We start from the raw sequence: 18643 nt of genomic DNA on the forward strand, positions 1-18643 counted from the left end.
GTGACGGGCTCCGCGCCCGGCCTCAGTCGCCGCGGAGCCTGCTCTCGACCGCCGCACGCGAGGGATGACGCGTCACCTCGTGCGTGACGCCTGCGGCCACGTAGTGGAAGGCGGTGCGGATCCGTGACAGCGGCGTGCCCGTCGCCTCGTGCCAGGCCAGGCGGTACAGCGTGAGCTGCAGCGAGAGCGCCCGCAGCCGCGCCGGGGGCGGCACCTGCCCCGTCTTCCAGTCCACGATCATCACGCCGTCCCCGCCGTCCGGATCGGGGAAGACGGCGTCGATCACGCCGCGCACCGCCACCTCGCCGATCCGCGTGGTCACGGGGTGCTCCACGGCGATCGGGGTGCGGTCGGCCCACTCCGAGGCGGCGAAGGCGTCCCGCAGCGCGGCGGCGGAGCCCGCCGGCCCCTCGTCGTCGTGGTCCGCGAGATCGGCGAGGTCCTCGAGGTCCAGGAGCGTCCCCGCGTCGAAGCGGTGCTCGAGCCAGGCGTGGAAGGCGGTGCCCCGCGAGGCGGCGGCGGAGGGCCGGCGCGGGAGCGGGCGCAGCAGGTCCAGCGCGGCGCCCGTCGGGTCCTGCGCCTGCGCGACGACCTGCGAGGCGGACAGCCGGGCCGGGGAGTGCACCTCGGGGCGCGCGCGATGCTCGGCGAGGTCGGCGAGGGCCCGCTCCACGAGGGTCGCGAGCGCCGGGTCCGCGATCTCCCGATCGGCGGCGCCCGCCTCCGCGACGAGCCGGGCCGCACGATCGCGGGCGGCCTCCTCGGGCCCCGGGTCGGCGGGGAACAGCGCGGTGCGCCGGGAGGAGACCAGCGGGTTCTCCTCGGGGACCTCCTCGACCCGGCGGAAGGCCGGCGGCACGAGGTCCGCGATCTCGGCGAGATAGCGGGAGCGGGGCCGGGGCCGGCTCGCGTCCTGCCGCCAGGCGGCGGAGGTCAGCAGCAGCCGGCGCCGCGCCCGGGTCACCGCGACGTACATGAGCCGGCGGTCCTCCCGCAGCGACTCCTCCCCCTGGGCGAGCTGGTACTCGTCCACGAGCTCCTCGGCGTCGACCTGGGTGTCCGCCTCGGCCCACCGCAGCTCGGGGAGCGTTTCGGCGTCGCCGCGCAGGGCGGTGGGGACGGCGGCGTCGGCGAGCGGACCCAGCCAGCCGCTCGCGGGCACGCGCACCCGCCCCTCCTCGTCGGTGCGCGCGCGGCGCAGGTCGTAGGAGGGCACGGACCCCTCGGTGAGCCCGGCGACCGCGACGAGGTCCCATTCGAGACCCTTCGCGGAATGCATGGTCACGACCGTGACCGCGCCGGGCGGCGGCTCGGTCTGCGCGGCGGCGGAGACGGACAGCCCCGCCTCCTCGTCCTCGCTGATCTCGAGGAGGTCGAGGTAGGCGCCGAGACCGCCCTGCTGCGCCCCGGACTCGAAGGCGGCGGCGTGGTCGCGCAGCGCCTCGAGGTCGCGCAGCACGGCCGGGTCGGCGTCCCGCTCGAGCAGCGCGAGGTCCACGTCGAGCGCGCGAACGGCCGCGGTGACGAGGTCCGGCAGCGGCAGCGGGAGCAGCCGGCGCACGGTGCGCAGCACGGCCTGCAGACGCACCAGCCGTGCCCGGCCCTCCTCCCCCAGCTCCCGGCCCTGCGGGTCCTCCCAGCCGTGGGGCGGGAGGTCGTCGAGGGCGTCCACGAGGGACACCTGGACGGCCTCGTCGGCGGCGCCCGGTCCTCCTCCCGCGCGGCGTGCGAGGTGGTCGCGCCAGCGGCCCAGGACCGCGAGGTCTCGGGCGCCCAGGCTCACGCGCGGTCCGGTGAGCAGGCGCATCAGCGCGTCCCCGCGCGAGGGGTCGTGAGCGCACGTGAGCAGGGCGCGGACGTCCGCGACCTCGGGCCGGTGCAGGAGCCCGCCGAGCCCCACGACGGCCGCCTCGAGACCCGCGGCCTCGAGACCCGCGACGAGCGCGGGGATCTGCCGACGGGCCCGCACGAGCACCGCGGCGCTCGGCACGTCCTCGTCCGGGCCGGCCTCGGCGCGCCGCTCGAGCACCCAGGCGGCGATCGCGGCCGCCTCGGTGGACTCGTCGGCCGCCTCGTGCACCTCGACCGCGCCCTCCCCCGCGCCGGGGCGCGAGCGCAGCTCGGGGATGTCGACCCCGGCACCGGCCGCGCGCAGCGGTCCGGCGAGCCGGTTGGCGACGGCGAGCGGGGCCTCGTCGTTGCGCCAGGACGTGGACAGGGAGCGCTGGAGCACGGGGGCGCCCGGCGCCGCGAAGGAGCGGGCGAAGCCGGCGAGCGAGGCGGCGGAGGCACCGCGCCAGCCGTAGATCGCCTGCTGCGGATCGCCCACCGCGCAGGCGGCGTGCCCGGGGCCGAAGAGGTCGGTGAGCATGCGCAGCTGCGCCACCGAGGTGTCCTGGAACTCGTCGAGCAGGACCACGCGGTGGCGGCGTCGGGCGTCCTCCGCCGCGGCGGGGACCTCCGCCGCGATCCTCGCCGCGATCCCGATCTGGTCGGCGAAGTCGAGGGCGGCGCGCTGGTGGCGGACCTCGGCGAAGCGCTCGAGCAGGGGGATCAGGGCGAGGCGCTGCTCGAGCGCGTCGAGCACGCCGGCGACCTTCTTCGGCGTCACCCGGCGCCGTCCCTCGGCCTGGAGCGGGATGCCCGCGAGGTGGTCCCGGACCCGGGCGAGGTGCTCGCGCAGCTGCTCGGGCGCCACGAGATGGTCGGAGAGGGAGGAGGTCAGCGAGATGAGCGCGGCGGTGAGCGTCGCCGGGGAGGCGTCGAGGTCGAGGGAGTCGTCCGCGGACTCGACGAGGGTGTGCGCGAGCTGCCAGGACGCGGAGGCGGACATCATCGTCAGCTCCGGGTCGAGGCCGACGGCGAGCGCGTGCTCGCGCACGAGGTCGAGGGCGAAGCCGTTGTAGGTCGCGACCGTCGGCTGCTGGCCCACGAGCTCGTCCGCCCCCCGCTCGAGCCCCGGCGGGAGGGCGAGGCCCTCGGCGCGCAGCGCGGCGGCGAGCGCGGAGAGCCGCGCCCCGATCCGGTGGGAGAGCTCCCCGGCGGCCTTGCGGGTGAAGGTCAGCCCGAGCACGTGCCGGGGCTCGACGATCCCGTTGGCGATGAGCCAGACGACGCGGGAGGCCATGGTCTCGGTCTTCCCGGATCCGGCGCCGGCGACGACGAGCATCGGCGCGAGCGGCGCCTCGATGACGGCGCGCTGCTCCTCGGTGGGCGGCGGCTGGTCGAGCAGGGCGGCGAGCTCGAGCGCGGGCAGGCGCACGGCGGGCGTGGCGGTCACAGCTGCTCCCCCTCGGGCTGGAGCGGGCACGAGGCGCGCACCGCGCAGTGCGTGCAGTGCGGGTTGCGGCGGGCGACGACCCGGGTCCCCGAGACCTCCTCGGCGACGAGCGCGACGGCGCGCGCGAACCACTCCGGGTCCTCGGAGGCGGCGAGCGCGCCCTGGCCGCGGACGGCGGCCCGGCGCCCCCCGCCGCCGAGGTAGACGAGCTCCGCCCCGCCCAGGCGCTCGCCCGCGTCCTCCCCGAGCGCCTCGGCGAAGGCGCCCTCCTGCACGGCCGTCTGGTAGGCGGCGAGCTGGAGGTCCTCCGCGGCCGCCGCCTTCGTCTTGGGGGCGCCGGTCTTGAGGTCCACGACGCGCACGCCGGTCGCGTCCCCCTCGATGCGGTCGACGGTGCCGCGCAGGCGCACGGGGTGCTCGCCCGCGAGCTCGACCTCGAAGGGCGCCTCGATCGCGAGCGGGGGCGCGGCGGCGGTGCGCAGGTGCTCGGCGAGGAGCCGGGCGGCGTCCTCGGCCCGGCGCACGCGGCGTCGGCCGGACCACGTGTCGAGCCCGGGGACGCCGCGCAGCAGCGTGTGCAGGCGGGCGAGGAGGTCCTCCTCCTCCGCCTCGCCGCGCGGGTCCTCCTGGGCGAGGCGGTGCACGGCGGTGCCGAGGACCTGGGCGGGGCCGGAGGCGCGGGAGCCGCCGGCCCGTTCGAGCAGCCAGGCGCGGGGGCAGGCGTGGGCGCGCTCGAGGGCGGAGGGGGACAGCGGCACGGCGGTCCCGGGCTCCTGCAGCGCCTCCTCGCTCGAGGGGCGCTGGTGGTACCAGGCGGCGGGGTCCGCGCCGGGCGCCCCGGCCTCGCCGAGGGCGCGCAGCGCGACCGCGGCATCCAGGTCGGGACCCGGGGTGTCGTCGGCCTCCCGCAGGCGACGTCGCAGGGTCGCGACGAGGGTGCGCGCATCGGGGGCGGGTCCCGGGTCCTGCCGGAGGGTCTCCGCGTCCGTCCAGGCGGGGAGGCCGAGCGCCTCGAGCGCCTCGAGCAGCGCCGAGGGGCTCGTCTCCCCGTCCTCGACGGCGGTGACGAGCACGCGGGTCCGGGCCCGGGAGAGGGCGCTCACCGCGAGGCGCACCTCGTCGGCGACGACCTGCGCGCGCTGGGCGGCGTGCAGCGTGTCCGGGTCCGGGGGCGGCTCCTGCCCGGGCCGGGCGGCGCCGACGAGGGAGAGCTCGGCCGCGCCGAACAGCGTCGAGCGCAGGCGCAGGTTCGGCCAGGCCCCCTCCTGGAGCCGCGCGAGGACGATCGTGTCGCGGTCCTCCCCGGCGAGCTGCGCCGGGGTGAGCACGGCGAGGCGTCCGCGGGGCGCCGCGGAGGCGGCGAGGGTGTCCTCGACCACGGCCTGGCCGCGGATCTGCTCGACGAGGTCGAGGGCCCCGGCGCCCGGCCGGCGGTCCGCGAGGCGCTCGGCGGCGGCGAACAGCTCGAGCAGGGCGTCGAGGCGGCCGGAGGCGAGGCGGGCACGGGCGCCGTCGGCGTCCTCCGCCGCGCCGAGGGCCGCTCGCCGCCAGCCGCCGGCGAGCGCGGAGGCGTCCCACGCGGCCCACAGCACCTCCTGGGCGCCCTCCTCGGCGCGCGAGCGGACGGCCGCGATCATGGCGCGCACGCGGTGCACCGGCGCCGCGGCGCGGTCGCGCGCCTCGGCGGCCGGCAGCCCGGGGACCTCCTCGGCGACGAGCGCCCGAGCGAGCAGCTGCTCGCTGGGCGTCTCGTCCCCCTCGGGCCGGGCGGCGAGCAGGAGCCGTCGGATGCGGCGCAGGCGCAGCTGGTCCGCGTCGCCGAAGGGACCGCCCAGCAGCTCGAGCGCCTCGAGCGGGTCGGGCTCTCGGGACAGCTCGTCCAGACCGAGCTCGACGATGCGCAGGAGGTCCGCGACCACGGCCTCCTCGCGCAGCGGCCGCGGCCGGCGGGGCGTGCGCACCGGGAGGCCGCTGCGGGCGAGCAGATCGGCGACGTCCGCGACGGCGCTCCCCGAGCGGCACACGACCGCCATGTCGTCGTAGGGGATCTCCTCGCGGTGGTGGAGGTCGCGCAGGGCCGAGGCGAGCAGCCGGGCCTCGTCGAGCGGGGAGCGCGCCCGCAGCACGGCGAGGCCGTCGTGCGGGCCCTCGAGGTCCCGCGGGCGGCGCAGCGCGCCCGGGGCCCCGGCGAGCGGCAGCCGGGACCGCAGGGAGTCCACGGCGAGCGCCGGCCCGGCGGGGACGACGCCGTCCGCGCCTCCCCCGTCGAGGACCACCTCCGTGAAGGGCCGGCCGAGGGCCTCGGCGAGGCGGGCCGCGGCGTCGGGCAGCGCGCCGCGGAAGGTGTCGACCGCCTCGTCGGCGCACGCGGTGACGAGCACCCGCGCCCCGGCGCCCGCGAGCGCGAGGACCAGCGCGATGCCCGCGCTCGTGAGGTCCTGGGCGTCGTCGACGACGACCCTCGGGGCAGGGAGCTCGACGGCCCCGGCGGCCACGAGCCGGGCGGCGCGGCGCACGAGGCCGCCGCTGTCCAGGCGCGGCCCCGCGTCCAGCGCGGTCGCCGCCTCGAGGTCGAGCACGCCGAGGTAGTCGCGCAGCAGGGCGGCCGCGTCGCGCCAGGCGGGCCGCCCGCGCCGCCGCCCGAGCTCCTCGAGGTCGTCGGGTCCCAGCCCCAGCTCGGTGGCCCGCGTGACGAGGTCACGCAGCTCGGTCCGGAAGCCGGGCAGGGTGCGGGCCGCGGGGTCGACCTCGAGATGCCAGTCGGTGCGCTGGGCGATCAGCTCGGCGAGCAGGGCGTCCTGGTCCGCGCCCGTGACGAGGGTCGGATCCCCGAGCCCGCGACGGGTGGCGTCCGAGCGCACGAGGGCGAAGCCGAGCGCGGCGGGGGTCATGACCCGCGCCTCCCGCGCCCCGTGCACGGCGAGCGCGTCCCGCAGCCGGGCGGCGGCCGCGCGGCGCGGGGCGAGCAGCAGCACCGGCTCCCCCGTCGCCGCGGCGGCGAGCGCGAGCGCGGTGCGGCCCGCGCGGGGCGCCCCGTGGACGAGGACGTCGGCGCCCGCCCCGAACCGCTCGAGCGCCTCCCGCTGAGGAGCCCGGAGCGTGGCCGGGGTGCGCAGGGCGGGCAGCGCGTCGAGATCGGGACCGAGGAGGCGGAGGGCGGGGGCGGTGCTGGTCATGGCTCCCCCATTCCACCCCATGAGGCGGACGAACGGGACACGGGGCTAGAGTGTGGCGGATCATCTCTCCCTGGTCCTGGAGGACAGCCATGGCGCCCACCGTCCGCATGCCCCGCCGGGAGCGGCGCGCCCAGCTGCTGGCGATCGCGACCGAGGTGTTCCGCGCCCGCGGCTACCAGGGCACCTCGATGGACGACATCGCCGCCGCGGCCGGGGTGACGAAGCCCGTGCTCTACCAGCACTTCACCTCCAAGGAGACCCTCTACAAGGAGGTCATCGACGTGCTCGGCGCGTCGCTCCTCGAGGTCGCCCGTTCGCTGCGGGACGTCCCCGGCCCGCCGCAGGCCCGGGTCGAGGAGGGGCTGCGACGCTTCACCGAGATGGTCGAGGTCGAGAACACGCTGCGGCTGTTCACGGGGCGCGGCGACGTCTCCGAGGAGATCGAGCAGCAGGTCGCCGGTCTCCTGGACGCGCTCGCGCTCGAGGTGGCCGGGGTGCTCATCGCGTACCGGGACGTCACCCCCGCGCACGCCCGGGTCATCGGCCGCATGATGATCGCGATCGCCCAGTCCACTGCCCGCCTCGCCCATGAGGCGGGGGACGAGGCGAGCCGCGAGGACCTGCTCCGCACCACGACCGCGCTCGTCGTGGACGGCCTGACCGGATTCGCCCTGCGCGAAGACGCCCCCGCTCTCGCCGAGTGAGCCGATAGAGTGACGGCGCATCCGTCGGACACAGAAAGGCGCAGGTCATGGAGATCCGCATCGGCATCCAGCATTCCCCGCGAGAGATCGTCATCGAGTCCGAGGAGTCCTCGGAGGACGTCCTGAGCTCGCTCGCCTCCGCCGTCCAGGACGGCTCCCCCGTCACGCTGCGCGACACCAAGGGCCGCCTCGTGCTGGTCCCCGGCGCGAAGCTCGCCTACGCGGAGGTCTCCACCGAGGAGCCCCGTCGCGTGGGCTTCCTCGGCTGACGTCGCCCCCTGCGTGACCGCACCGGCCCGCCTCGTCGTGGCCGTGCTCGGCGCCGTGATCGGGGTGCTGCTCGTCCCCGCCACGACCACCCAGGTGGGGCCGCTGACCGCGTCCGTGCACCTGATCCCCTCCCTCGCCTCGGACACCGTGATCCTGCTGCCGCCGGTCGGCGAGGTCCACTTCGACACCCACACGGCGCCCGTGCGCATCGAGGCGCGCGTGCAGGGGGTCGACGTGGCCGCGGCCGAGCAGCTGGTCTCCTCCGCGAGCGGGCTCAGCGACCTCGCCCGCACGGCGCCCGAGGACCTCACTCGGGCCGCCGCGATCAACGCGCTGCTGAACGCCCTCTTCGCCGCGGGCGGTGCGGCGCTCGCCGTCGCCCTGACGTTCCGCCGGGCGCGTCGCTCCCTGGTCGCCGGCGGCTCCGCGGCGGGACTCGTCGCGCTGTCCGTCGCGGCGACCGCGGTGACCTTCCGGCCTCAGGCGCTGTACCAGCCCACCTTCGAGGGGCTGCTCTCCGAGGCCGCGAACGTCGCAGACATCGGCGCGGGCACCCTCGCCGACTACGAGGACTACCGGGCGACGCTCGCCGAGTTCGTGGGGCAGGTCTCCGCCCTGTACATCGCCGCGGACTCGCTGCCCTCGGCCGGGGCCGACGCCGACCTCGTGACCGTCCTGCACGTCTCCGACATCCACGACAACCCGCAGGCCTTCGACGTCATCGCCCAGCTCGACGACCAGTTCGACCTCGACCTCGTGATCGACACGGGCGACATCATCTCCTGGGGCACGCCGTGGGAGAACGACATGGTCGCCCGGATCGGCACGCTCGACGTGCGCTACGTGTTCGTCTCCGGCAACCACGACGGCGCCGCGACCTCCGCGGTGATCGCCGCCCAGCCGAACGCGACCGTGCTCGACAACCAGGTCACGGAGGTGGCAGGCCTGACGATCGCGGGGATCGGCGACCCGCGCTTCGCGGCGGACGACGACTCCGACAAGGGCGGCTGGACCGCGGGCAAGGACGCCGTCTCCGGAGCCGCCTTCCAGCTGGGCGACACCGTCGAGGACTGGGACGCGTCCCATCCCGAGGACCCGGTGGACCTCGCCCTGCTCCACGACCCCACCCAGCCCGCGGGCCTCGAGGGCCGGGTGCCGCTCGTCCTCTCCGGGCACATGCACACCTCGAAGGTCGAGCTGGACCGCGACGGCTCCGGCACCGACTGGCTGACGGTCGGCTCCACGGGCGGCGCGCTCGCCTCGGGCGGGGTGCGCCCCGTCCTCGAGGGCGGGGAGCCGCTCGACCTCACGGCGCGGCTGCTGCGCTTCGACGCGGCCACGGGCCGGCTGGTCTCCTACGACGACGTGACGATGGGCGGCCTGGGCATGGTCTCCGTCGCGATCCACCGCACGCGGATGCCCGCCGAGACCCCGGAGCTCGAGGTCCCCGCGGATGCGGAGACCCCGGCCACACCCGTCCCCACGGAGCAGGAGGTCGCCCCCGGCGAGGGGCTCCCGGACGAGGAGCGCGTCACGCCGACGGACCCGTCCAGCCCGCTCCCCGGCCCGAGCGATTCCGGCGAAGGATAGGATGGCCGGGCACATCCGTATATCAGAGAGTCCAACGGTGCCCGAAACCACACTGACCACCGACGAGGCCGTGTCGGCCTCCCCCGCCGTGGAGCAGAGCTCCGGCGAACCCGCACAGACCTTCGCCGACTTCGACGTCCGCAGCGACATCGTCGAGGCGCTCGCCGCGAAGGGGATCATCCACCCCTTCCCGATCCAGTCCCTCACCCTGCCGGTCGCGCTCAAGGGCCGCGACATCATCGGCCAGGCGAAGACCGGCACGGGCAAGACCCTCGGCTTCGGCCTGCCGCTGCTGCAGCGCACCGTCGCCCCCGGCGAGCCCAACCACGACGACCGCCCGATCGGCAAGCCGCAGGCCCTCGTGGTCCTGCCCACCCGTGAGCTCGCCGTGCAGGTGGCGGAGGATCTCATCGCTGCCTCCGCGAAGCGCCCGGTGCGCATCCTCACCGTCTACGGCGGCCGCGCGTACGAGCCGCAGATCGAGGCCCTCGAGAAGGGCGTCGAGGTCGTCGTCGGCACCCCGGGCCGTCTCATCGACCTCATGCGCCAGAAGTACCTCGACCTCTCGCACGTGCGCACCGCGGTGCTCGACGAGGCGGACGAGATGCTCGACCTGGGCTTCCTCGAGGACATCGAGAAGCTGCTGCGCGCCGTGCCCGAACAGCGCCAGACGATGCTGTTCTCCGCGACGATGCCGGGGCCGATCATGGCCCTCGCGCGCCGCTTCATGAGCCGGCCCACGCACATCCGCGCCCATGACCCGGGCGACGTCTCCCGCACCAAGGCGGACATCAAGCAGGTCGTCTACCGCGCCCACCAGCTCGACAAGATCGAGGTCATGGCACGGATCCTTCAGGCCCGCGGCCGCGGCCTCTCGATCATCTTCATGCGCACCAAGCGTCAGGCCGACAAGGTCGCCGGCGATCTCGCGGACCGCGGCTTCGCGGCCGCTCCGCTGCACGGCGACCTGGGCCAGGGCGCCCGCGAGCAGGCCCTGCGCGCCTTCCGCAACGGCAAGGTGGACGTGCTCGTCGCGACCGACGTCGCCGCCCGCGGCATCGACGTGGACGACGTCACGCACGTCATCAACTGGAACTGCCCCGACGACGACAAGACCTACCTGCACCGCACGGGCCGCACCGGCCGCGCGGGCAAGAAGGGCACCGCCGTCACCTTCGTGGACTGGGAGGACCTCGCGCGCTGGGCCCTCATCGCACGCCAGCTGGGGCTCGAGTCCACCGAGGCCGTGGAGACCTACTCCACCTCGGACCACCTGTTCAGCGATCTCGACATCCCCACGGGCACGAAGGGCACCCTGCCCAAGGAGGCCCGTACCCGTGCGGGACTCGAGGCCGAGCAGATCGAGGACCTCGGCGGCCCCGAGGGTCCGCGCGATCGTGATCGCGGCGGCCGCGGCGACCGGGGCGGTCGCTCCGAGCGCGGCGGTCGTGACGACCGCGGCGGCCGTGGTGGTCGCGGCGGCCGTGGCGAGGGTGGCCGCTCCCGCCGCGAGGGCGCGGACCGTCCCGCACGCACCGACGCCCCCGCCTCCTCCGACGCCCCGTCCGAGGGCGGTGAGCGTCCGCGCCGCGAGCGCACCCGCACCCGCACGCGCCGGGTGAACGGCGAGGTCACCGAGGGCGGCACCGGCTCGACCGGTGCGTCGTCCGAGGACACCCGTCACGAGGGCGGCTCCGGCGAGCAGGGCGATCGTCCCCGGCGTCGTCGCTCGCGCGGCGGCCGCGGTCGCGGTCGCGGCGGCAACGGCGGCGCGAGCACCGGCGGCGAGCAGGGCCAGGCTCCCGCCGAGGGCTGAGCCCCGGAACCGGACAGCGAGGGAGGGCCCGGATCACGCGCGAACGTGGTCCGGGCCCTCCCTCGTCCGGTCGCGGGCAGTCCGGTCGCGGGCCTTCAGGCGCCGAGCACGCCCCAGCTCTCGATGAACGAGTGCACGGCGTCGAAGATCATCTGCGTGGAGATCGCCGCGAGCAGCACACCGGAGATGCGGGTGACGAGGGTGACGCCGCCCTTGCCGAGCATGCGGGCGATGATCCCGGAGAAGCGCATCACCGAGTACATGACCACGGCCATGAGGGCGAGTGCGATGACGAGCGCCGCGATCCGCGGGCCCTCGCCGCCGGTCTGGTCCACGAAGAGCATCATCGCGACGATCGCGCCCGGACCGCCGAGGAGCGGGGTGCCCAGCGGCACGAGGGCCACGTTCACGCCCTCGCTCGCGGCCATCTCCCCCTCCTTCCCGGCGAGGAGCTGCAGCGCGATGATGAGCAGCAGGAGGCCGCCGGAGAACTGCAGCGCCGGCAGCGAGATGTGCATGTAGTCGAGGATGAACCGGCCGAACAGGGCGAAGGTGCTGATGATGAGCATCGCGACGCCCACGGCGACGAGCGCTGCGCGGGACCGCTGCTTCGCGGTCATGCTGCTGGTCAGCGAGAGGAAGATCGGGATCGTCCCCGGGGGGTCGATGATGACGAAGAGGGTGACGAAGACTCCCGTGAGGAAGCTCAGGTCGACCAGGTCCATGGACGGATGACCTCGGTGGTGCTCGTGGCGCGACGGGTGATCGCGGCCAGGACGTCCGACTGCGTGAGGTTCTCCCCGAGCCGGTTGGGTTTGCCCGCGCCATGGTAGTCGCTGCCGCCGGTGACCAGGAGCCCGTGGTGGTCCGCCAGCTCGAGCAGCGCGGTGCGCTCCGCGTCGTCGTGCTCGCGGTGGTCCACCTCGATGCCGTCCAGGCCCGCCGCGATCATGTCCTCCAGCAGCCCCCGCGGCAGTCCCCCGTCGCGGCTCGACGAGGAGGGGTGCGCGATCACCGCGACACCGCCGGCCGCGTGGATGAGCTCCACGACGGCCGTCGGCGACGGGGCGTAGTAGGGGACGTAGTAGGGGCCCGTGGGGGCCAGCAGCTCCGCGAAGGCCGCGGAGCGGTCCGGGACCACGCCGGCGGCGACGAGGGCGTCGGCGATGTGGGGCCGGCCGATCACCGTGGTCTCGTCGGCCACCTGCTCCTGGACCAGGTCCCAGCTGATGGGCACGTCGCGTCCCAGGAGCTCGACCATGGAGCGGGCGCGCTCCGCGCGGGACCGGCAGGCGCGCGCCATCTCACCGGCGAGCCCTGAGCCCGGATCGGGGTCGACGAGCAGGGCCAGCACGTGCACGCTGAGCCCCTCGTGCTCCGCGGAGACCTCGATCCCGGGCACCGCGGCGACGCCCGTCGCCCTCACGGCGTCGGGCAGCTCCGCCCAGCCCGCCGTGGTGTCGTGGTCGGTCAGCGCCAGTGCGGTCACACCTGCTTCCCTCGCGTCCTCGAACAGCTCCACGACGTCGCGGGTGCCGTCGGACCAGGTCGAGTGCGCATGCAGGTCGATGCGGTCGTGCACGGGATCAGCAGCATCGCTCATGGCCCCAGCGTAGTGGGGCGTGTGGGACGATCCTGGGGTGAACACCCAGAACCCTGAGATCGAATCCGGCCCCGCGGCGGGGCCCTCCGCCGACGACCTGGCCTCGCGCGGTGACTCGCGCTCGCAGCGCCCCACCAACGACGTGTTCCGCCGCTTCATCGCCTCCGGCTGGGACGAGACCGTGCCGGAGGCGGAGCCGCTCCCGTCGGCCGCCTTCACCCCGGCCCGGCGCGACGCGCTCGTCGCCGCCGTCCCGTCGACCCGCCTGGTGCTGCCCGCCGGCGTGCTGAAGGTGCGCTCGAACGACACCGACTACCCGTTCCGTCCGGACACGGCCTTCGCGTACTACTCGGGTCTCGGCACCGACCAGGAACCCGACAGCGTGCTCGTCGTCGAGCCCGATCCGGAGGACCCGCAGCGCTCCGTGGCGACGTACTTCTTCCGTCCCCGCGCGGGCTTCGACTCCGCCGAGTTCTTCTCCGACTCCCGCTACGGCGAGATGTGGGTGGGGCGCCGGCTCACGATCGCCGAGGCCGGCCAGCGCATGGGCGTGGAGGTGCGGCACATCGACGAGCTGCGCGACCACCTCGCCAAGGACGTCGGTGCCCAGCTGTCCCTCGCCGTCATGCCCGGGGTCGACGCGGGCGTGGAGACGATGGTCTCCGAGATCCGCTCGCAGAACGGCCTGCCCGGCGGCACCGAGCTCGAGGCGGAGAACGACCGCCTCCGCGAGGCCGCGAGCGAGCAGCGCCTCGTGAAGGACGCCTTCGAGATCGAGCGGATGCGCGAGGCGGTCGACGCGACCCTGCGCGGCTTCGAGGACGTCGTGCGTCACCTCCCCGAGACGGTGGGCCACCCCCGCGGCGAGCGGATCATCGAGGGCGTGTTCGCCGCGAACGCGCGCGCCGAGGGCAACGGGGTCGGCTACGACACGATCGCCGCGGCCGGCGACCACGCCTGCACCCTGCACTGGATCCGCAACGACGGCGCCGTGCGCGGGGACGAGCTCGTGCTCGTCGACGCCGGCGTCGAGGTCGACTCGCTCTACACGGCCGACGTCACCCGCACCCTGCCGGTCTCCGGCACCTTCTCCCCCGCCCAGCGGAAGGTGTACGAGGCCGTGCTCGAGGCCTCCGACGCGGTCTTCGCGATCGCCCGCCCCGGCATCCGCTTCCGGGACCTGCACGCGCGGGCCATGGAGGTCGTCGCCGCGACGCTCGAGGAGTGGGGCCTGCTGCCCGGCACCGCCGAGGAGTCCCTCTCCCCCGAGGGCCAGTGGCACCGCCGCTGGATGGTGCACGGCACGAGCCACCACCTCGGCATGGACGTCCACGACTGCGCGCAGGCGCGGCGCGAGATGTACCTCGACGCGGAGCTCGTGCCCGGCATGGTCTTCACGATCGAGCCGGGGCTGTACTTCAAGGAGAACGACCTGCTCGTCCCCGAAGAGCTGCGCGGCATCGGCGTGCGCATCGAGGACGACGTCCTCGTCACCGAGGACGGAGTGGAGAACCTCTCCATCAACGCACCCCGCGGAGCCGACCAGGTCGAGGCCTGGATCGCTAGTCTGAGGGCGTGAGCACCAACCTCCAGCGCTTCTACGCGGCCCGCCTCGCCGGCACCACCGTCTTCGACCCCATCGGGGACTCGGTGGCGAAGGTGCGCGACGTCGTGGTGATGCCGCAGCCGCGCGGGGAGGCGCGGGCCGTCGGCTTCGTGGTCGAGGTGCCCGGGAAGCGGCGCGTGTTCCTGCCCGCCACCCGGGTCACCTCGATCTCGCCGGGGCAGGTCATCTCCTCCGGCGTCATCAACGTGCGCCGCTTCGAGAAGCGCCCCGGTGAGCTGCTGGTGATCGGCGACATGCTGGACCGCGAGGTCACCCTGCTCGACGGCACCGGCACCGGCACCGTCGAGGACGTCGCGCTGGACCGCAACCGCCACCAGGACTGGGAGCTGTCCCGCCTGCACGTGCGCCGCCGCCGCGGCGGGTCCCTCTCGCGGCTCGTCTCGCGCGGCGAGACGGTGACCGTGCGCCCCTCCGAGGTGACGGGCCTGTACGGGACCCAGGCGGAGCAGTCCGCGCACCTGCTCGCGGCCTCCTACCAGGACCTCAATCCCGCGAACCTCGCCGAGATCCTCCAGGAGATGGACTCCAAGCGTCGCGTCGAGCTCGCGGACGAGCTGCCGGACGAGCGCCTCGCGGACGTCCTCGAGGAGCTGCCCGAGGACACCCGCGTCGAGGTCGTCACCGGTCTCGACGCGAAGCGCGCCGCGGACGTCCTGGACGTCATGGACCCCGACGACGCGGCGGACCTCGTCCAGGAGCTCCCCGAGTCCGTCGCCTCGCAGCTGCTGAGCCTCATGGAGCCCGAGGAGGCGGAGGACGTGCGCCGCCTGCTCGCGTACGACGAGTACACCGCGGGCGGCATGATGACCACCGAGCCGCTGATCGTCTCCCCCGAGACCCCGGTCGCCCACTGCCTGGCGATGATCAGCCGCGAGGAGCTGCACCCCGCGCTCGCCTCGACCGTGCACGTGTGCCGCTCCCCGCTCGAGACGCCGACCGGCCGCCTGCTGGGCATCGTCCACTTCCAGCTGCTGCTGCGAGAACCCCCCGACCGCCTCGTGGGCGACCTCATCGCGCAGGACACCGTCACAGTGCCGCCCACCATGCAGCTGTCGCAGGTCACCCGCGAGATGGCGACCTACAACCTCGTCTCGATCCCCGTGGTCGACGCCGACGCCCGCCTGCTGGGCGCGGTCACCGTGGACGACGTGCTGGACCACGTCCTCCCGGACGACTGGCGCGAGCAGGACGAGCCGATGACCACCACGGGACAGATCGACCTCAGCGAGATCGCCCGCGCCACCAGGAAGGGGTGAGCCATGGCGGAGAAGAACGCTCCCGCCCTCGACGACCCGGCACCCCGGAACCGTCGTCTCCTGCCCCGCAGCCCCTTCTCCGGGGACACCTTCGGCCGCATGGCCGAGACCTTCGCCCGCGCGATGGGCACCCCCGCCTTCCTGGTCGGGATGACCGTCATCTGCGCCGTCTGGCTGACCTGGAACTCCGTCATGCCGGAGTCCGCGCAGTTCGACCCGCGGGCCATGAACTTCACCCTGCTCACGCTGATCCTGTCGCTGCAGGCGTCCTACGCGGCGCCGCTGCTGCTGCTCGCGCAGAACCGTCAGGACGACCGCGACCGCGTGCAGGCGGAGCAGGACCGCCAGTCCAACGAGCGCAACCATGCGACGACGGACTTCATCACCCGGGAGATCGCGGGCCTGCGCCTCGCCCTGAACGACGTCGCGACCCGCGACTTCGTGCGCGGCGAGCTGCGGGACCTGCTCGAGGAGCTCGAGGAGGACTCCCGGGAGGACGAGCTGGAGCGCATGCGCGGGATCGTCCGCGAGGAGATCGCCGCGGCGCTCGGCACCACGGACGGACCGGGCACGGGCCGCGGGGCCGGAGAGCCCGCGACGGAGGAGGAGCAGCGATGAGCACCATCGACACCACGGGCGGTGACGAGCGCGTCGCCCTCATCCACGAGGCCCTCGCGCACGTCATCGACCCGGAGATCCACCGGCCCATCACGGAGCTCGGCATGGTCGAGGACGTGCAGGTCGACGCCGACGGCGCGGCGACCGTGAAGGTCCTCGTGACCATCGAGGGCTGCCCCATGCGGGACCGCATCGAACGGGACGCCGCGGAGGCGACCGCGACCGTGCCGGGCCTGACCCGGGTGGAGGTCTCGACCTCCGCGATGACGGAGGAGCAGCGCCGCGAGCTCACGGCCCGCCTGCGCCAGGGCCGCCGTCAGATCCCCTTCAACCAGCCCGGCTCGCTCACACGGATCCTCGCGATCTCCTCGGGAAAGGGCGGCGTCGGCAAGTCGACGGTCACCGCGAACCTCGCCGCCGCGATGGCGGTGGACGGCCTGAGGGTGGGCGTCATCGACGCGGACATCCACGGCTTCTCGATGCCCGGCATGTTCGGCATCACCGAGCAGCCGACGAAGGTCTCCGACCTCCTCATGCCGCCGCAGGCGCACGGCGTCGCCGTCATGAGCATCGGCATGTTCGTCCCCGAGGGGCAAGCCGTCGTGTGGCGCGGCCCGAAGATGCACCGGGCGATCGAGCAGTTCGCCTCGGACGTCTTCTGGGGCGACCTCGACGTGCTCCTGCTGGACCTCCCGCCCGGGACGGGCGACGTCGCGATCTCCGTGGCGCAGCTCCTGCCGAGCGCGCAGATGGTCGTCGTGACGACCCCGCAGCAGTCCGCGGCCGCGGTCGCGGAGCGGGTGGGCTCGCTCGCCACCTCCACGGAGCAGGAGATCGCCGGGGTCGTCGAGAACATGGCGGGGCTGACCCTGCCCGACGGCACGGTCATGGACGTCTTCGGCTCCGGGGGCGGGGACCGCGTGGCGGCGACCCTCGCGGGCGCCGTGGAGCATCCGGTGCCGGTGCTGGGCCGGATCCCGCTCGAGCCGGCGCTGCGGCACGGCGCGGACACGGGCCTGCCGCTCGTGGTCTCCGATCCCGAGAACCCGGCGGCGATCGCGCTGCGGGACGTCGCGCGCGCGCTCACGCACCGGCCGCGCGGCCTGACGGGGATGAAGCTGCCGCTCTCGGTCTCGCGGCGCTGAGGCTCCCGCCCCGAGGGGCGGGCTCAGCCGCGGATCAGGTGGCCTCGGGGTCCCAGGGGGTGCCCTGCGGGGCCGCATCCTTGGCGGACTTCTTGGCACTGCCGGAGGGCTTGCGCTTGGCGCCCGCACCGGCGGCGGCCGCCCCGGTGCCGATCGCGAGGGCCTCCTTGGACGGGAGCAGGTCCTCGGGGCTCGTGTCGCCCCAGGCCTCGCGGATGATGCGACGCGGATCGTACTGACGCGGGTCGTACTTACGCAGGTCGTCGATGGCGATGCCCATCTCGTCCTCGACCGTCGCCCGCGAGTCCTCGACCCAGCGGCGGGCCTGGCGCACCCAGCGCACGATGTTGCGGGTGTACTCGGGCAGGCGCTGCGGACCGACGATCAGCACGAAGATGAGCAGGATGACGATGAACTCCCAGCCGCCGATCCCGAAGAACGTCACGTCGTCACCTGTCCTGGTCCTCGCGCGCACGGTCGTGCACGCGTCCTGCCGGCCCATTATGGCAGAGGGGGAGGGTGCGGAGGCTGGGTGCCGGCCGTGCCTGTCGTACCCTTAGGCGACTGTCCGGACACGGGGAAGGAAGCGCGATGGCGTCGGGAAAGGTGGCCAGCTGGGCCCACGGCGAGGAGTTCGTCGACGAGGCGGGGCTGTTCGCCGATGCCGGGGTCCTCGAGCGGGCCCGCGAGCGCGGTGCGGAGCTCGGGGCGACACCCGTCCTGCCGGGGGCCGGCGCACTGATGCGCGTGCTCGCGGCCGCGGTGCAGGCGCGCTCCGCGGTGGAGATCGGCACCGGGGCCGGCGTCGGCTCCCTCTACCTCCTCGCGGGGATGCACCCGGACGGGGTGCTCACCACGATCGATCCCGAGGTCGAGAACCAGCGCGCCGCGCGCGAGTCCTTCGCGGAGGCGAGGATCCGCGGGCCGCGCGTGCGCACGATCGCCGGCGCCCCGCGGGACGTCGTCGGACGTCTCACCGACCACGCCTACGACCTCGTCTCGTTCCCCGCGCACGCCCCGCACGCCCTGGACCTGCTCGAGCACGCCCGCCGGCTGCTGCGCCCGGGCGGCGTGCTCGTCATCCCCCACGCGCTGTTCCACGACCGCGTCGCGGATCCCGCGGCGCGCGATGCGAGCACCCGCGCGGTGCGCGAGCTGCTGAAGGCCGTCACCGAGGCGGAGGATCTCGTCACCGCGCTCACCGGCAGCGGCGACGGCGTGCTCGCCGCGGTGCTGCGCCCCTGAGCCGCCTCACCGCCCACCGCCGGGCATGACGAAGGGGCCCCGCACCGGATGGTGCGGGGCCCCTTCGTCAGGGATCACTCCTTGATGACGCCCTCGAGCGCATCACGCAGCTCGACCGCCTCGGACGCGGCGATCTCGACGACCAGGCGACCGCCCCCCTCGAGCGGAACGCGCATGATGATGCTGCGGCTCTCCTCGACGACCTCGAGCGGACCGTCACCGGTGCGCGGCTTCATAGCAGCCATGGCGTGCCTCCTTGTGCTGTCGCTGCCTCTCGTACGATCCCCCGGACGGGACCTCGGGCAGCGCGGGT

At 74.8% G+C, this 18643-nt stretch carries 15 protein-coding genes; 9 read left to right on the forward strand and 6 right to left on the reverse strand.

Features of this window, described 5'->3' with window-relative positions; translation table 11 throughout:
* Nucleotides 1–22 precede the first annotated feature (22 nt).
* On the reverse strand, nt 23–3280 hold the full coding sequence (locus ABD080_RS01070) for an ATP-dependent helicase (protein ID WP_343903356.1): 3258 nt from the start codon (nt 3278–3280) through the stop codon (nt 23–25).
* Entirely contained in the window at nt 3277–6456 is a 3180-nt protein-coding gene (locus ABD080_RS01075; protein ID WP_343903357.1) for a PD-(D/E)XK nuclease family protein, read from the reverse strand. The genes ABD080_RS01070 and ABD080_RS01075 overlap by 4 nt, the downstream gene beginning before the upstream one ends.
* Nucleotides 6457–6545: 89 nt before the next feature.
* Here ABD080_RS01075 and ABD080_RS01080 point away from each other — a divergent pair, with 89 nt between their 5' ends.
* The 4 genes from ABD080_RS01080 to ABD080_RS01095 are packed head-to-tail and all read left to right on the forward strand — an operon-like array spanning nt 6546 to nt 10836.
* Nucleotides 6546–7160, forward strand: a complete 615-nt coding sequence (locus ABD080_RS01080) for a TetR/AcrR family transcriptional regulator (protein ID WP_343903358.1) — start codon at nt 6546–6548, stop codon at nt 7158–7160.
* A gap of 47 nt (nt 7161–7207) precedes the next feature.
* Nucleotides 7208–7429: a DUF3107 domain-containing protein gene (locus ABD080_RS01085; protein WP_137771178.1), complete on the forward strand. Its 222-nt coding sequence runs from the start codon at nt 7208–7210 to the stop codon at nt 7427–7429.
* 13 nt (nt 7430–7442) lie between these two features.
* A complete protein-coding gene (locus ABD080_RS01090) occupies nt 7443–9020 on the forward strand; it encodes a metallophosphoesterase (protein ID WP_343903359.1) in 1578 nt (525 codons plus the stop codon).
* A gap of 1 nt (nt 9021) precedes the next feature.
* Entirely contained in the window at nt 9022–10836 is a 1815-nt protein-coding gene (locus tag ABD080_RS01095; RefSeq protein WP_377827184.1) for a DEAD/DEAH box helicase, read from the forward strand.
* 95 nt (nt 10837–10931) lie between these two features.
* Here ABD080_RS01095 and ABD080_RS01100 read toward each other — a convergent pair whose 3' ends face one another.
* Both ABD080_RS01100 and ABD080_RS01105 read right to left on the reverse strand, forming a co-directional pair.
* A complete protein-coding gene (locus ABD080_RS01100) occupies nt 10932–11561 on the reverse strand; it encodes a MarC family protein (protein ID WP_137771180.1) in 630 nt (209 codons plus the stop codon).
* The gene (locus ABD080_RS01105) at nt 11543–12439 is read right to left on the reverse strand and encodes a PHP domain-containing protein (RefSeq protein ID WP_137771181.1); all 897 of its coding nucleotides are present in this window, start codon (nt 12437–12439) and stop codon (nt 11543–11545) included. Before ABD080_RS01105 ends, ABD080_RS01100 begins: the two co-directional genes overlap by 19 nt.
* A 37-nt stretch (nt 12440–12476) precedes the next feature.
* Here ABD080_RS01105 and ABD080_RS01110 point away from each other — a divergent pair, with 37 nt between their 5' ends.
* The 4 genes from ABD080_RS01110 to ABD080_RS01125 are packed head-to-tail and all read left to right on the forward strand — an operon-like array spanning nt 12477 to nt 17085.
* Nucleotides 12477–14018 (forward strand): aminopeptidase P family protein, encoded by a 1542-nt coding sequence (locus ABD080_RS01110; protein WP_137771182.1) that lies wholly within the window; start codon nt 12477–12479, stop codon nt 14016–14018.
* Nucleotides 14015–15322: a magnesium transporter MgtE N-terminal domain-containing protein gene (locus tag ABD080_RS01115; RefSeq protein ID WP_137771183.1), complete on the forward strand. Its 1308-nt coding sequence runs from the start codon at nt 14015–14017 to the stop codon at nt 15320–15322. The genes ABD080_RS01110 and ABD080_RS01115 overlap by 4 nt, the downstream gene beginning before the upstream one ends.
* A 3-nt stretch (nt 15323–15325) precedes the next feature.
* Nucleotides 15326–15940, forward strand: a complete 615-nt coding sequence (locus tag ABD080_RS01120) for a DUF1003 domain-containing protein (RefSeq protein WP_137771184.1) — start codon at nt 15326–15328, stop codon at nt 15938–15940.
* The gene (locus tag ABD080_RS01125; protein ID WP_343903360.1) at nt 15937–17085 is read left to right on the forward strand and encodes an Mrp/NBP35 family ATP-binding protein; all 1149 of its coding nucleotides are present in this window, start codon (nt 15937–15939) and stop codon (nt 17083–17085) included. The genes ABD080_RS01120 and ABD080_RS01125 overlap by 4 nt, the downstream gene beginning before the upstream one ends.
* Nucleotides 17086–17119: 34 nt before the next feature.
* Here the strand turns inward: ABD080_RS01125 and ABD080_RS01130 are convergent, their stop codons facing one another.
* Nucleotides 17120–17530, reverse strand: coding sequence for a twin-arginine translocase TatA/TatE family subunit (locus ABD080_RS01130; protein ID WP_240811137.1), 411 nt, complete (start codon nt 17528–17530; stop codon nt 17120–17122).
* Between the two features lie 146 nt (nt 17531–17676).
* Here ABD080_RS01130 and ABD080_RS01135 point away from each other — a divergent pair, with 146 nt between their 5' ends.
* Nucleotides 17677–18330: an O-methyltransferase gene (locus ABD080_RS01135; RefSeq protein ID WP_137771187.1), complete on the forward strand. Its 654-nt coding sequence runs from the start codon at nt 17677–17679 to the stop codon at nt 18328–18330.
* A gap of 74 nt (nt 18331–18404) precedes the next feature.
* Here ABD080_RS01135 and ABD080_RS01140 read toward each other — a convergent pair whose 3' ends face one another.
* Entirely contained in the window at nt 18405–18575 is a 171-nt protein-coding gene (locus ABD080_RS01140; RefSeq protein WP_137771188.1) for a DUF3117 domain-containing protein, read from the reverse strand.
* Nucleotides 18576–18643 lie beyond the last annotated feature (68 nt).

It is taken from the genome of Brachybacterium rhamnosum (assembly GCF_039526185.1).
Classification (GTDB): domain Bacteria; phylum Actinomycetota; class Actinomycetes; order Actinomycetales; family Dermabacteraceae; genus Brachybacterium; species Brachybacterium rhamnosum.